This is a genomic window from Georgenia satyanarayanai (assembly GCF_009193135.1).
In the GTDB taxonomy this organism is placed as follows: Bacteria; Actinomycetota; Actinomycetes; order Actinomycetales; family Actinomycetaceae; genus Oceanitalea; species Oceanitalea satyanarayanai.
The window spans coordinates 106623-119407 of sequence record NZ_VUKC01000007.1; the positions used below are offsets into that span (position 1 = coordinate 106623).

The following is a 12785-nucleotide window of genomic DNA, read 5'->3' on the forward strand; positions in this document are numbered from 1 at the left end:
CCCTCGCGAGGAGGAATCCGGCTGTCGGCGTCTGAGGCTGCGCGCGGAGCAGGCGCGTCAGGACGGGCGGCGGATGCCGAGGGTGTCGGTGCCGTTGCCGTCCCAGTCGCCCACGTGGACCTCGTCGCCGTCGCGGCCGAAGGTCACCACGTGGTCGGCGTCGCCACCGCGCAGGGAGTTCTTCACGTGGTAGGTCCGCCCGCGCTGGACGGCGAAGGTGTCGGTCCCGTTGCCGTCCCAGTCCCCGGCGAGGGTGACGTCGTCCGCGCGGCCGTAGCGGATGACGCGGTCCGCGTCGCCCGGCGTCACCGAGTTCCGCACGTGGTAGTCCGCCCCGCGGCGCACGGCGAGCGTGTCCCTCCCGTCGCCGTCCCAGTCGCCGACCATGACGACGTCACCGGACCGGCCGTAGCGGAAGGCGACGTCCGCCTGACCGCCGCGCAGGGAGTTCTTCACGTGGTACTCGTTGTCCCGGCGCACCGCGAAGGTGTCGGTGCCGTCCGCGTCCCAGTCGCCGACGAGGATGACGTCGTCGGGCCGTCCGTAGGTGAGCACGACGTCGGCGGCCCCGCCGCGCTGGGCGTTGGACACGTGGAAGACGTTTCCGCGGCGCACGGCGATGGTGTCGGCGCCGTCCCCGTCCCAGTCACCGATGAGGACCTCGTCGGCCCAGCGGCCGTACATGAACGAGGTGTCCGTCGACCCACGCCAGGTGTTGGACAGGTGGAACTCCGCGGTGCGGGAGCCAGGGTCCGGCTCGACCGGCTCCTCGCCGTCGTCACCGACGACCTCGACCGGGACGGTCTCCGTCGCGTCGTTGACCGCGAGGGTGACCTCGACGGTGCCGGTGCGCAGGCCGGTGAGCTCACCGGTGCGCGGGTCGAGGGCGGCGACGGCGCCCGCGGGTGCGTCCGCGGCGGCACCGACGTGCACGCCGTCGGAACCGCTCCACGCCCAGCTCATCGGCCAGGCCAGCCCGAAGGTGCGGGTGTCGTCCTGGGTGACCTGGGCGTCGAGGGTGAGGGACTCTCCAGCCTCGAGCGGTGCCTGCGGCGCGGTGAGCTCGAGCTCGTCCACGCGGGTCTGCACCTCGACGGACAGCCACCGGTCCTCGGTGTCCTGCCAGCGGCCCGCGTCGGGGTCGAGGCCGAGCATCGTCCAGCCGGTGAAGCCGCCGTTCGCGGGCGTCGAGGACGGGCTCTTGCCCGCGTTGCCGTTGACGACGTACGGGACGCCGTCCACCCGGGAGACGTCGAAGACGCCGACGTGCGCACCGACGTACGCGACCGACTTGCCGGTCTGCGCCCGCCAGTCCGCGAGCCACCCGTCGATCATCTCGGCCTCGTGGCGGTCGGTGAGCTGGCTGTTCTTCGTCGGCAGCGGGTCGTTGGTCGGGTGGTGGCTGACGACGAGGACGCCGGTGACGGCGTCGTCCTCCGCGGCGTCGTCGAGCTGGTCGCGGAGCATGCGCACCTGCTCGAAGTCCGTGGCCAACCGGCCGCTGGCGGAGCTGAGCGTGATGACCCGCGTCCCCTCGAGCTCGAGGACACCGGCCGTGTCCCCGAACTCGGCGACGAAGTTGTCGATGGAGGCGCCCATGACCTCGTGGTTGCCCGGCACGTAGGTCCACGGGAAGTCGGCGTCGCCGAGCTCCTCCTCGATGATCGTGCGGGCGAGGTCGAAGTCCTCGGGTGCCGCCTCGTCGACGAGGTCGCCGTTGATGAGGAGCAGGTCCGGGTCCTCCGCGACGATCTCGCGGAAGGCGTCGCGGGCGCCCTCGACGGCGCCGCTGTCGGGGTCGGCCGCGACGAACTGTGCGTCGGACATGACGGCGACGCGCAGGTCGTCATCGTCCGTCTCTCCGGTCGGGACGACGAGGGGGTCGGTGACCCGCTGCGTCGTCGGCGCCGGCACGCCCTCGGGCGGGAGGTAGGCGTAGATGTCGGAGAAGCCGACCTCGCCCGCGTACTGCTTGGCGGCGACCGTCTCGAGGAGTCGGATCCGCTCGAGGGTGAGGGGCGTCTCGAACGACGGCGGGACGACGAAGTCCACGCGCTGCCAGCCCTCCCACGTGACGTGGAGGGACTGCGATCCGCCGGGGCCGTCGATCCAGCCGACGACGCCGTTGGCCTGGCGCACCTGCAGCCGCAGGAGCGAGCCGTTGCCGTCCCCGTCGACCCACAGGGACAGCTTCTGCGGGCGGCCCGGGATCTCGATCGCCCCGCCCGGCGCGACGGCGTACTGGCCGCGGGTGCCGGTCGACTGGGTGAAGTCGTAGGTCATCCGCAGCCCGCTGCCGCCGTCATGGCCCTCGCCGGCGGTCACGGTGCCGCCGGGGGCGCGGTCGTGCGCGGAGGTCCACGCCTCGGCCTCGGTGAGGTCGTCGATGACGCGCAGCTCGAGCGGGACGGCGACCACGACCTCGACCTCGGTCGCGCCGACGGTGAAGGTGAGCGCCGCCGAGCCCTCCGCGCCGGTGGCGGTGACGAGAAACGTCCCCGTGTCCGTCGGCTCGACGCTGAAGGTCTCGGGCGCCGGGTTGCTCACGGTGACGTCGTGGCCCTCGACGGGTGCGGTGAAGCCCTCGGCGTCGTGTCCGGTGAGGACGAGCTCGGCGGTCGAGCCCTCGGCCTCGAGGTTGACGACGGTCTCCGACGCGGTGAGGTGCATGAGCGGGCCGAGGACCTCGACGGCGAGCTCCCCGGTGGCGTCGCCGCTCGCGGCGGTGACGGTCGCGCGGCCCGGCTCCTCGCCCCGCACGACACCGTCGCTGACGGTGGCGGCACCGGTGCTGGCCGTCCACGTCTGGGGGGCCCCGTCGACGGGGGAGAGGGTCTCGTCGTGGCCGAAGGCCGTGAGGGTGCGGTGCAGGCCGGGGAAGACGCGGGTGGCGTCGTCACCGGCTGCGAGGGTCTCGAGGCGGTAGCCGGTGAGATCGCCGGACCCAGCCGTGGCGAGGAACAGGCCCAGGCCGTTGGCGTCGTCGCGCTCGTAGCCGTCCGAGGGGCTGTTGCGGACCGTCGTCCCCTGGCCACCCGGCTCGCGGGTGTTCATCTGCGAGGAGCCGCCGCCGTCGAGGTTGAGGGCGTCGTGCGCGCCCAGGTCGAGCATGAGCTTGCCGAGCTCGCTGAGCGACAGGCCGCGGGAGGTGGCCTGCCGGCCGTCGACGACGGCAAGGTACGCGGTGGCGCCGTCCTCGCTGAAGCCGACCGCGGTGCGCGGGTGGCGGGTCGTGCTGTACTCCCCGCCGGCGCTGCCGACGACGCCGTCGGCGAGCACGGGAGGCTCGCCCTCGGGCTGGCCGCCGACGGCCACGCGCACGTCGTCCTGGTCCAGGGCGTAGCTCACGCCCACCTCGTCGCCGGGCTCGAGCGCCGCGAGGGCGTCGGCCGCGTCACCCGGGCGGGCGACGACCGCCTGGACGCCGTCGGCCAGCTGCCCCTCGCCGGGCTCACCGACGGTAGTGACCTGGCCCGCAGCGTCGAGGAGCACCTCGACGCCCGTCTCGCCGGCCGCCAGCGTGCGGGTACGGGTGTACTCGCCCCACTGGCTCGTGTAGACGGTGACACCGCCCGCGGGCGCGGCGAAGAGGTTGACGCCGGCGAGCGGGAGGCTCGCGCCCGGCAGCTCGACGGTGCCCTCGAGCAGCAGCCGCGTCACGCGGCCGAGGCCGTCCTCGTCGAAGGCGACCGCCTGGCTGCGGCCGGGGTTGCCCGACTTGAGGATGCCGTCCTCGGCGTCGACCGCGAAGCCGGCCGGTGCCCAGGAGTTGTTGATGTCGAAGAAGTCGCCGTTGACGGCAGCGACGGCGCCGGCGCGCTCGGCCATGTCGGTCACCGTGCCGCCCTCGGTCAGGGTGAGCGGGGCGATGTGGTCGGCGCGGATCGTGCCGCCGAGCTCGGCCTTGAGGACGTTGACCTGGAGCCAGCCCTCGGCGTCGAGGCGTTCGAGGCGGACGTGGTCGAGCCCGGGGGCGACGACGGTGTGCTCGACGTCGGTGACGATGGCGGTGCCGTCGTCGTCCAGCCGCATGCCGGCGACGATGACGGGTTCCGGCGCGGCCTGCGCGGCGGCGGGTACCGCGGTGATGACGCCCCCGGCCAGCAGCACGGCGGCGGTCGCGGTGGCCGCCAGCCGTGTGTGCCGGGGGACGGACGTGAGTGGTGACACGCTTCCTCCTGGTCTGCGATGACGGCCGGCGGCAGCGCCCCCCGGCGTGACGGCCCTCACCCTATTGGGCAATGCTTGACGCGAGCAACGGTTTGAAGAAAGGAGTTTCCACGCCGCTGACCCTCGGCGGGGACGCTACGGACCCGTCGTGAACCGGTGGTGAACCGCCGGTGGCCATCCGGCGCCGGAATGCCGGTGCGGGTGGCGGCGTTGCCCCGGCATGAGCCACCGCAACGACCCCGCCGTCATCGAGCGCCTCCTGCGGACCCCGGGCCGCTGGGCGGTCGTCGGCCTCTCGGGCAACCGCGCCCGCACCGCGTACGGCATCGCGGCCTACGTGCAGAAGCTGGGCATGGAGGTCGTGCCGGTGCACCCGCGCGCCGAGGCGGTCCACGGGGCGCAGGGCTACGCGCGCCTGGCCGACGTGCCCGGCGAGATCGACGTCGTCGACGTCTTCGTCAACTCCTCCCTCGCCGGCGGCGTGGTGGACGAGGCGATCGCGGCAGGAGCGAGGGCGGTGTGGCTCCAGCTCGGCGTCGTCGACGAGGCCGCGGCGGCACGAGCGACGGCGGCCGGCCTCGACGTCGTCATGGACACCTGCCCCGCGATCGAGTACCCCCGCCTGCCACCCGCCTGACCCCCTCCCTCCCCACCACCACCACCAACTTCGCAATTGGCGAGTTCGGTGACGCGGGATAACGCTTACCTCGTCGTCGAAGTCACCAATTGCGACGGTTGGGAGGGGGTGGCTAGTCGAAGTCGGCTGCGGTGAGGTCGCCGGTCGCCAGGCGGGCGAAGAAGTCGGGCGCGAGGTTCGGGTCGAGGAGGACCGTCGAGCCGACGCCGCCGGGGCGGTAGTTGGGGTCCGCGATCGGCGGCGGGCCCACGAGGCCGCCGGATCCGCTGGCGGAGCGGAAGGCGAGCCCCATCCGGGCGAGGTCGATGATGCCGGTGTCGTCGTCGACGACGATCGCGCTGAGTGCGGAGTCGATGAGCTCGACGTGCCCGCGCGGGTCCAGGACGGTGCTCGGGGTCGCGACCTCGGAGATGATCGAGGAGACGAGCTGGCGCTGGCGCGCGGTGCGTCCGATGTCGCCGTCGGGGTCGGAGTAGCGCATCCGGCTGAAGGCGAGGGCCGTCGCGCCGTCGGCCGGGTGGCAGCCGGCCTCCCACACGAGGTCGCTGCGCCAGTCGTCGACGTCGTAGTCGAGACACAGCTCCACGCCACCGACGGCGTCGACGACGTCGCGGACGCCGGCCATGCCGATCTCGACGTAGTGGTCGACGGTGAGGCCGGTCAGCCCCTCGACGGTCTCGACGAGCAGCTCGGGCCCGCCGTAGGAGTAGGCCGCGTTGAGCTTGGCGGCGCCACGCCCCGGGATGTCGGTGTAGGTGTCGCGCGGCAGCGAGACGAGCGCCGTCGGTCCCGACTCCGGCTTGTGGAGCAGCATGATGGTGTCGGACCGCTGCCCCTCGGTCGCGTCGTCCGCGGCGCCGTCGGCGCGGGAGTCCGAGCCCGCCAGCAGGTAGGTCGTGCCGGGCGTGTTCGCCGCCCCCGACAGTGCCGAGACGTGGGAGATGCGCCCGTTGGCCCACCACAGCAGCCCGACGGGCCAGGCGAGGACGAGCACGAGCAGGACGACGACGACGGCGGCCACCCACCGTCCGCGGCGGCGGCGCTTGCGGGGGGCCGGGGACGCGGCAGGCCCGCGCTGCGGCTGCGGCTGGCGCGGGGGAGTGGCGGCCTCCGCCGGGGTCGTGGTGCGGGGGGCGTACGCCGCCGGGCGCTGCGAGGGTGTGGCCCGCTGGGCCCCGGCGGGCCGGGACGCCTGGGCCCCCGACTGCGGCGGGGACGTGGGCCTCGCCTGGCCGTGGAGGGACCGGCGCTCGGGTCCGGCGGGGCGGGACGTGGGCATCGCGCGGGTGGCGTCGGCGCCACCGGGCGGCGGACCGACGGGGCGGGCGCCGCGGGCGTCGGGGCGAGGAGCGGAGCCGCCGGGCGCGAAGCTCGGGGGCATGGCAGATTCGTCCGACCGTGGCCGGCGTCCGCGCGCCCGAGGTCCGTCCTGACTCATCTCACTCCCGACTGTCCGTGCTGGGCCAATGTAGTGCGCCCGCGTGCGTGCGCGTGGGAGGCGCTCAGGGGCAGATCGGCTCGGGGTCCGCCACGACCGGCGGCTCCTCGGTGGTCGGCTCCTCCGGCGCGTCGGTCCCGTCGTCCGACGGCTCCTCGGTGGGCTCCTCGCCGGTCGCGTTGAGCGCGCCCTCGATGGGCTCGTCGGTGCGCAGGGCCTCCCACAGCTCCTCGGCCTCCGCGGCGGGACGCACCCGGTTGCCCGCCCACTCGAAGGGCATCGTCTCGAAGACGATGTTCTCGAGGTTGATGCCCCGCAGCGAGTAGGCCAGCCCGGCCATCGTCGGGATCGAGCCGAGCTCGGTGCCCGTCGTCAGCGTGGAGGTCGCCGCGTCGAGGAAGCGGTAGAGCTTGGGCAGGTCGGTGAGGAGGTTCTTCGACAGCGCCTCGCGGGCGATCGCACCGACGAGCTCCTGCTGGCGGCCGATCCGGGCGATGTCCGAGCCGTCACCCAGGGTGTACCGGGCGCGGGCGAAACCGAGGGCGTCGCGCCCGTCGAGCACCTGCTCGCCGGCCTCGAGGTCGAGCTTGGCCTTGGGGTCGCTGATCGCCTCGGGGATGCACATCGGCACCCCGCCCAGCGCGTCGATGACGTTGATGAACCCGGCGAAGTCGACGACGACGAAGTCGTCGATGTAGACGTCGGTCAGCTCCTCGACGGCTCCGATGGTGCAGGCTGCGGCGGTGCCGAGGTCACCGCCGTCGGCCCCGGTGGAGAAGGCGCGGTTGAACATCGTCTCGTACTGCGGCTCGGTCCAGCTCCCGTCGGCCATGCGGCAGGCGGGGATGGTGACCAGGGAGTCGCGGGGGATGGAGACGATCTCCACCCGCTCCCGGTCGGCGGAGATGTGGGCGATCATCGTCGTGTCCGAGCGCTGCCCGGCCTCCGGCGTCGTCCCGTACTCGTCGTTGACGTCGCCGGCGCGGGTGTCCGAGCCCAGGACGAGGATGTTGATGGGCTTCCCGGCCGAGGGGTCCAGCGGTGCGGGCTCCTCCTGGCCGGCCTGCGTGGGCCGGTCACCGAGGAGGTCGTCGATGTCGTGCCGGTCGATGTTCGTCTGGATGTCGTTGTACGCGATCGCGAACGTGCTCGTCCCGAACAGCGCGACGCTCAGCGCGGCGAGGCCGGCGCCGCGCGCCCAGCGGGAGGGGCGGCGGTGGGACGCGGCGTGGCGCGGGGTACGGACAGACACAAGTGTCGATCTTAGGCCCGGTCAGCGCTCTGCTGGCGGCAACGCCGTGCGGTGATCGTGGAGGGTTTGTGCAGGACGGGCCGGGTCGGGGTCCCGAGAGCCCTCCGTCTCGGCCGCCTCCAGCCGGGAGCGGGTGAGGGCGAGCTCGCGGGTGAGGACGGTGATCCGGCGCTCGAGCTCCCCCAGGCGCCGGTAGCTCGTGGCGATGAAGGAGAGGAAGGCGATGACGAGCGCGTACAGGAGCAGGTCCGCACCTCGGCCGACGCCCACGCGCCGGGCCAGCCAGGTGAGCCAGTCGGGGAAGACCACCGAGGCGGCGGCCACGGCGACGAAGCCCACGAGGAGGATCCGCCGGATCGCCTGGTGGCGTGCGTTCGCCGTCGTCCGGGTGAGCAGTGCGGCGACGACACCGACGCAGACGAGCAGGATGACCTGGATGACGATCTGGTCGGACATGGGGCTCCGGTCAGCGGAAGACGAGGTCGACGAGGATGTTCACCGAGTTGAGCAGGGACTGCCCCTTGGCGCGGGAGTAGTCGGTGTAGAGCAGGTGCACGGGGTGCTCGGCCCACGGTAGCCCGGTGCGTCCGAGCTGGGCGACGATCTCCGTCGCGTGCGCCATCCGGTCCTGCCGCAGCGCCACGCGCTCGGCGGCGTCGCGGCGGATGACGCGCAGCCCGTTGTGCGCGTCGGTGAGCCGCAGGCCGGTGCTGCGGTTGGTCACCCACACGGCGAGCTTGAGCACGATCCGCTTGAGCAGGCCGGGCCGGGTGCGGCGGTCGAGGAAGCGTGAGCCGAAGACGACGGCGAGGTCCTCCTCCCGCGCGCGGCGCACCATCTCGGCGGCGTCGCTCACCTGGTGCTGGCCGTCCGCGTCGAAGGTCACGAGGTAGGCGGCGTCGGTGCGCGAGAGGACGAAGTCGATCCCGGTCTGCAGTGCGGCGCCCTGGCCGAGGTTGACGGGGTGGCGCACGACGACGGCACCCGCCTCGCGCGCCCGTTCGGCGGACTCGTCCGCGCTGCCGTCGTCGACGCACACGACGTACGGGAAGGTCGCCCGGGCCTGCCGGACGACGTCACCGATGACGGACGCCTCCTGGTACAGCGGGACGACGAGCCACGCGTCGGTCACCGGCGTCGCGCTCATGGCGCCCATTCTCACCCACCCACCGCCGAGGACCGACCTCCCGGCCGTGGGTCCCGGCCAGCCGTCGCCCCGCTCCGTTAGCCTGAGCCCCAGCGCTGCGCCACGGCAGCAGGGAAGGGACGCATGACCGCACGGATCACCGACACCGCCGACGTCGCGCCGGACGCCGAGATCGGCGACGGCTCGAGCGTCTGGCACCTGGCCCAGGTCCGCGAGGGCGCCGTCATCGGCGAGGGCTGCGTCGTCGGCCGCGGCGCGTACATCGGGACCGGCGTCCGGATGGGACGCCACTGCAAGGTGCAGAACTACGCGCTCGTCTACGAGCCCGCCGAGCTCGCCGACGGCGTCTTCATCGGTCCGGCGGCCGTCCTCACCAACGACACCCACCCGCGCGCCATCAACCCCGACGGCTCGCTCAAGTCCGCCGAGGACTGGCAGCCGGTGGGCGTGCGGATCGGGACCGGTGCCGCCATCGGCGCGCGCGCCGTCTGCGTCGCCCCCGTGACGATCGGGGCGTGGGCCACGGTCGCGGCCGGCGCCGTCGTCACCCGCGACGTCCCACCCCACGCCCTCGTGGCCGGGGTCCCGGCCCGGCAGATCGGCTGGGTCGGCCACGCCGGCCAGCGGCTCCAGCCCGACGGCGACCAGCTGCGCTGCCCGGCCACCGGCCGGCGCTACGAGATCCACGACGACGAGCTTCGCGAGGTCACCGAATGAACCAGTCCCTCATCCCCGCAGCCAAGCCCCTCATCGGGGACGAGGAACGGGCCGCTGTCGATGCGGTGCTGCGCTCGGGCATGGTGGCCCAGGGGCCGCAGGTGGCGGCCTTCGAGGAGGAGTTCGCGGCCGCGCTCGTCGCGGGGCGGCGGTGCCAGGCGGTGAGCTCGGGCACGGCGGGCCTGCACGTGGGCCTGCTCGCGTGCGGCATCGGCCCGGGGGACGAGGTGATCGTCCCGTCCTTCACGTTCGCGGCGACGGCGAACTCGGTCGCGCTGACCGGCGCGACGCCGGTGTTCGCGGACATCGACCCGGACACGTTCTGCCTGTCGGCGGAGTCGGTGGCCGCGGCGGTCACCGGGCGGACGCGGGCGGTGATGCCGGTGCACCTGTACGGGCACCCGGCGGACATGGACGGCATCGGGGCGGTGGCCGCCGAGCACGGCCTGGAGGTCTTCGAGGACGCCGCGCAGGCGCACGGGGCGAGCCTGGACGGGCGCCGGGTGGGCACGTGGGGCCGGTTCGCGATGTTCTCCCTGTACCCGACGAAGAACATGACCTCCGGTGAGGGCGGGATGGTGGCCTGCGCGGACGAGGAGGTCGCCCGCCGGGTGCGGCTGCTGCGCAACCAGGGCATGGAGCGGCAGTACGCGAACGAGGTCGTGGGCCTCAACGTGCGGATGACCGACATCCACGCGGCGATCGGGCGGGTGCAGCTGGGCAAGCTCCCCGCCTGGACGGCGCAGCGGCAGGCGAACGCGGCGTTCCTCGACGCGCACCTGAACGGTGTGGTGACCCCGCCGGTGCGGGCGGGTGCGGTGCACGTCTACCACCAGTACACGGTGCGGGTGGAGGCCGCCGAGCGGGACCGGATGGTCACCGCGCTGCGCGAGGAGCACGGGATCGGCACGGGCGTGTACTACCCCACCCCCTCCCACCGGCTGCCCTCCCTGGAGCAGTACGCGCCGACGGTGGACATGGGCGAGACCGACCGCGCGGCCGGTGAGGTCATCTCCCTGCCGGTGCACCCCTCCCTGTCCCAGGGTGACCTGGAGCGGGTGGTGGCGGGGGTCAACGCCGTCGCCGGGGCGGGCGCGTGATGACGACGACGGCGCGCGGCCCGGTGCGGGTGGGTCTCATCGGGCTGGGGTCGATGGGCCGCCACCACGCCCGGGTGATCCGCCAGACCGAGGGTGTGGAGCTGGTGGCGGTGGCCGACCCGGCCGGTGACGTCCACGGCGTGGCCGGGTCCCTGGAGGTGCTTCCGGACGTCGAGGCGCTCGTCGCGGCCGGGATCGAGGCGGCGATGGTCGCGGTGCCGACGGTCTACCACGAGCAGGTGGGGCTGGCGCTGGCCGCGGCCGGGGTCCACACGATGATCGAGAAGCCGATCGCGCACACCGTGGAGGCCGGACGCCGCGTCGCGCAGGCGTTCAGCGAGGCCGGCCTGGTGGGGGCGGTGGGCTACGTCGAGCGGTGCAACCCCGCGATCATGGAGCTGCGCCGTCGCCTGGCGGCCGGTGAGCTGGGCCAGGTGTACCAGATCCAGACCCGTCGCCAGGGGCCGTTCCCGGCGCGGATCTCCGACGTCGGGGTGGTCAAGGACCTCGCCACCCACGACGTCGACCTCACCGCGTTCATCGCCGGGTCCACCTACCGGCAGGTCTCCGCCCAGGTGACGCACCGGTCGGGCCGTGAGCACGAGGACATGGTCGTGGCCACCGGGGTGCTGGAGTCCGGTGTCATCGTCAACCACGTCGTCAACTGGCTCTCGCCGATGAAGGAGCGCACCACCGTCGTCACCGGTGAGCGCGGGGCCTTCGTTGCCGACACGATGAGCGGGGACCTCATCTTCTACGCCAACGGCACCGTCCCCACGACCTGGGACCGGGTGGCCCACTTCCGCGGCGTCACCGAGGGCGACGTCGTGCGCTACGCCCTGCCCAAGCGCGAGCCCCTGGCCGTGGAGCAGGAGAACTTCCGCGACGCCGTCCTGGGCAACGGCGCCGACATCGTCACCATGGACCAGGGCGTCCACACCCTCACCGTCATCGAGGCCATCCTCCAGGCCGCCCGCGAGGGGACGACTGTCGGGCTCTAGGACATCGCGTTGAGCACGATGTTCCCGAGCACGATGCCGAGAATCGTCGCCACAATGGCCACGACGACGGCGACCTTGGCGAGGCGTTCCTTGCGGACCAGTCCGATGACGGCCGCGATGATCGCGAGCGCGCCGAACAGGATGGGAATGAAGAGGACGGCGACAGCCGCGAGCACGAAAGAGACGATCGAGAGGACATTCGTCCCGGCGTCGGTCCGTCCGACCTGAGCGCGGTTTGCGCCGATGTAGTCGTCCTGAGCCATGAGGAACGCTCCTTTGCGTTGTCGGTTCGGTGTCAACGGGCGGATACGTCGTTTCCGCCCGAAATGACCGTTCCACACGTCGTGACGGTCGGCAACCGGAAAGGCGTGCCAGCACGTCACGGAATTCACGAGAACAGGACCCGCCCGGGATTCAGCGCAACAGCTTGGACATTCGCCTGTCGGCGAGAGGTTTGCCGCCGGTCTGGCAGGTGGGGCAGTACTGGAGCGAGGAGTCGGCGAAGGACACCTCGGCCACGGTGTCCCCGCACCGTGGGCACGGGTGTCCCGTACGCCCGTGCACGGCCATTCCCGAGCGCTTGACGTCCTTGAGCTCGGCGGCGTCCCGACCCGCCGCCGCGGTGATCGCCGCCTCGAGCACGCCGCCGATGCTGCCGTACAGGTGGTCCCGGGCGGTGGCGTCGAGGGTCCGGGTCAGCGCGAAGGGGCTGAGCCGGGCGGCGTGGAGGATCTCGTCGGAGTAGGCGTTGCCGATCCCGGCGATGACGCCCTGGTCCCGGAGCAGGCCCTTGACCTGCTGGTTCCGCGCGTCGAGGAGCTCGTCGAAGCGCTCTCGCGTGAACTCCGGTGACAGCGGTTCCACGCCGAGGGTCGCGATCCGCTCGACATCGGCGGGGTCGCGCACGACGTGGATGGCCAGGCTCTTCTTCGTGCCGGCCTCGGTGAGGTCGAAGGCACCCTCGTCGAGGACGACGCGCGCCGCGAGCCCCGACCTGCCGGCCTTGGGCACGCCGGCGGGAGCGGTCTCGTGCCAGCGCACCCAGCCCGCCCGGGCGAGGTGGAAGACGAGGTGGAGGTCGCCGTCGGGGGTCGTCGTCGTGAGGTCGAGCCACTTCCCGTGCCGGGAGGCGCCGGTGACGGTGGCCCCGACCAGCGCCGTCGGCGGCGGGTCGTACGTCTTGAGGGCGGGGAAGGAGGTGACGTGCAGGGCGCGCACCGTTCGGCCGCCGGCGCGGGCGGCGAGCACCTGCACCAGGGCCTGCACCTCCGGAAGCTCGGGCACCCGAGCAGTCTGGCAGAGCGCCGTGCGGCGCGACAGACC

At 73.2% G+C, this 12785-nt stretch carries 11 protein-coding genes; 4 read left to right on the forward strand and 7 right to left on the reverse strand.

All coding sequences use genetic code 11. The features are described 5' to 3' along the window. Positions 1-57: 57 nt before the first annotated feature. Positions 58-4170, reverse strand: a complete 4113-nt coding sequence (locus GD632_RS09815; RefSeq protein ID WP_152191535.1) for a phosphodiester glycosidase family protein — start codon at positions 4168-4170, stop codon at positions 58-60. 220 nt (positions 4171-4390) lie between these two features. On the opposite strand from GD632_RS09815, the gene GD632_RS09820 reads away from it, so the two are divergent. Further along, the gene (locus GD632_RS09820; protein ID WP_152191537.1) at positions 4391-4807 is read left to right on the forward strand and encodes a CoA-binding protein; all 417 of its coding nucleotides are present in this window, start codon (positions 4391-4393) and stop codon (positions 4805-4807) included. 112 nt (positions 4808-4919) lie between these two features. On the opposite strand, the gene GD632_RS09825 is transcribed toward GD632_RS09820, so the two are convergent. From GD632_RS09825 to GD632_RS09840, 4 genes are all read right to left on the reverse strand, one after another. Beyond that, a complete protein-coding gene (locus GD632_RS09825) occupies positions 4920-6188 on the reverse strand; it encodes an LCP family protein (RefSeq protein ID WP_226924789.1) in 1269 nt (422 codons plus the stop codon). A gap of 121 nt (positions 6189-6309) precedes the next feature. Continuing rightward, on the reverse strand, positions 6310-7497 hold the full coding sequence (locus GD632_RS09830) for an LCP family protein (RefSeq protein WP_152191539.1): 1188 nt from the start codon (positions 7495-7497) through the stop codon (positions 6310-6312). Positions 7498-7518: 21 nt separating this feature from the next. Then, a complete protein-coding gene (locus GD632_RS09835; protein WP_226924790.1) occupies positions 7519-7953 on the reverse strand; it encodes a DUF2304 domain-containing protein in 435 nt (144 codons plus the stop codon). A 10-nt stretch (positions 7954-7963) separates the two neighbouring features. Next, positions 7964-8644 carry a glycosyltransferase family 2 protein gene (locus tag GD632_RS09840; protein ID WP_226924791.1) on the reverse strand — a complete coding sequence of 227 codons (681 nt, stop codon included), beginning with the start codon at positions 8642-8644 and terminating at the stop codon, positions 7964-7966. 123 nt (positions 8645-8767) lie between these two features. On the opposite strand from GD632_RS09840, the gene GD632_RS09845 reads away from it, so the two are divergent. Genes GD632_RS09845 through GD632_RS09855 form a run of 3 tightly spaced genes read left to right on the forward strand, consistent with a single transcriptional unit; the run spans position 8768 to position 11462 of the window. After that, a complete protein-coding gene (locus tag GD632_RS09845) occupies positions 8768-9361 on the forward strand; it encodes an acyltransferase (protein WP_152191543.1) in 594 nt (197 codons plus the stop codon). Continuing rightward, on the forward strand, positions 9358-10461 hold the full coding sequence (locus GD632_RS09850) for a DegT/DnrJ/EryC1/StrS family aminotransferase (RefSeq protein ID WP_152191545.1): 1104 nt from the start codon (positions 9358-9360) through the stop codon (positions 10459-10461). Before GD632_RS09845 ends, GD632_RS09850 begins: the two co-directional genes overlap by 4 nt. Next, entirely contained in the window at positions 10461-11462 is a 1002-nt protein-coding gene (locus GD632_RS09855) for a Gfo/Idh/MocA family protein (RefSeq protein ID WP_152191547.1), read from the forward strand. Before GD632_RS09850 ends, GD632_RS09855 begins: the two co-directional genes overlap by 1 nt. Here the strand turns inward: GD632_RS09855 and GD632_RS09860 are convergent. Both GD632_RS09860 and GD632_RS09865 read right to left on the reverse strand, forming a co-directional pair. After that, complete coding sequence (locus GD632_RS09860) at positions 11459-11725, reverse strand: hypothetical protein (RefSeq protein ID WP_152191550.1); 267 nt, start codon at positions 11723-11725, stop codon at positions 11459-11461. The two genes, GD632_RS09855 and GD632_RS09860, sit on opposite strands and share 4 nt — an antisense overlap. A gap of 151 nt (positions 11726-11876) precedes the next feature. Next, positions 11877-12746 (reverse strand): Fpg/Nei family DNA glycosylase, encoded by an 870-nt coding sequence (locus tag GD632_RS09865; RefSeq protein ID WP_152191552.1) that lies wholly within the window; start codon positions 12744-12746, stop codon positions 11877-11879. Positions 12747-12785 lie beyond the last annotated feature (39 nt).

What these genes read in the sequence shown, in the direction of transcription:
- GD632_RS09845 (WP_152191543.1), top strand. Translation starts at nt 8,768, where the DNA reads ATGACCGCACGGATCACCGACACCGCCGACGTCGCGCCGGACGCCGAG.
- GD632_RS09840 (WP_226924791.1), bottom strand. Translation starts at nt 8,644, where the DNA reads ATGAGCGCGACGCCGGTGACCGACGCGTGGCTCGTCGTCCCGCTGTAC.
- GD632_RS09860 (WP_152191550.1), bottom strand. Translation starts at nt 11,725, where the DNA reads ATGGCTCAGGACGACTACATCGGCGCAAACCGCGCTCAGGTCGGACGG.
- GD632_RS09825 (WP_226924789.1), bottom strand. Translation starts at nt 6,188, where the DNA reads ATGCCCCCGAGCTTCGCGCCCGGCGGCTCCGCTCCTCGCCCCGACGCC.
- GD632_RS09835 (WP_226924790.1), bottom strand. Translation starts at nt 7,953, where the DNA reads ATGTCCGACCAGATCGTCATCCAGGTCATCCTGCTCGTCTGCGTCGGT.
- GD632_RS09855 (WP_152191547.1), top strand. Translation starts at nt 10,461, where the DNA reads ATGACGACGACGGCGCGCGGCCCGGTGCGGGTGGGTCTCATCGGGCTG.
- GD632_RS09850 (WP_152191545.1), top strand. Translation starts at nt 9,358, where the DNA reads ATGAACCAGTCCCTCATCCCCGCAGCCAAGCCCCTCATCGGGGACGAG.
- GD632_RS09820 (WP_152191537.1), top strand. Translation starts at nt 4,391, where the DNA reads ATGAGCCACCGCAACGACCCCGCCGTCATCGAGCGCCTCCTGCGGACC.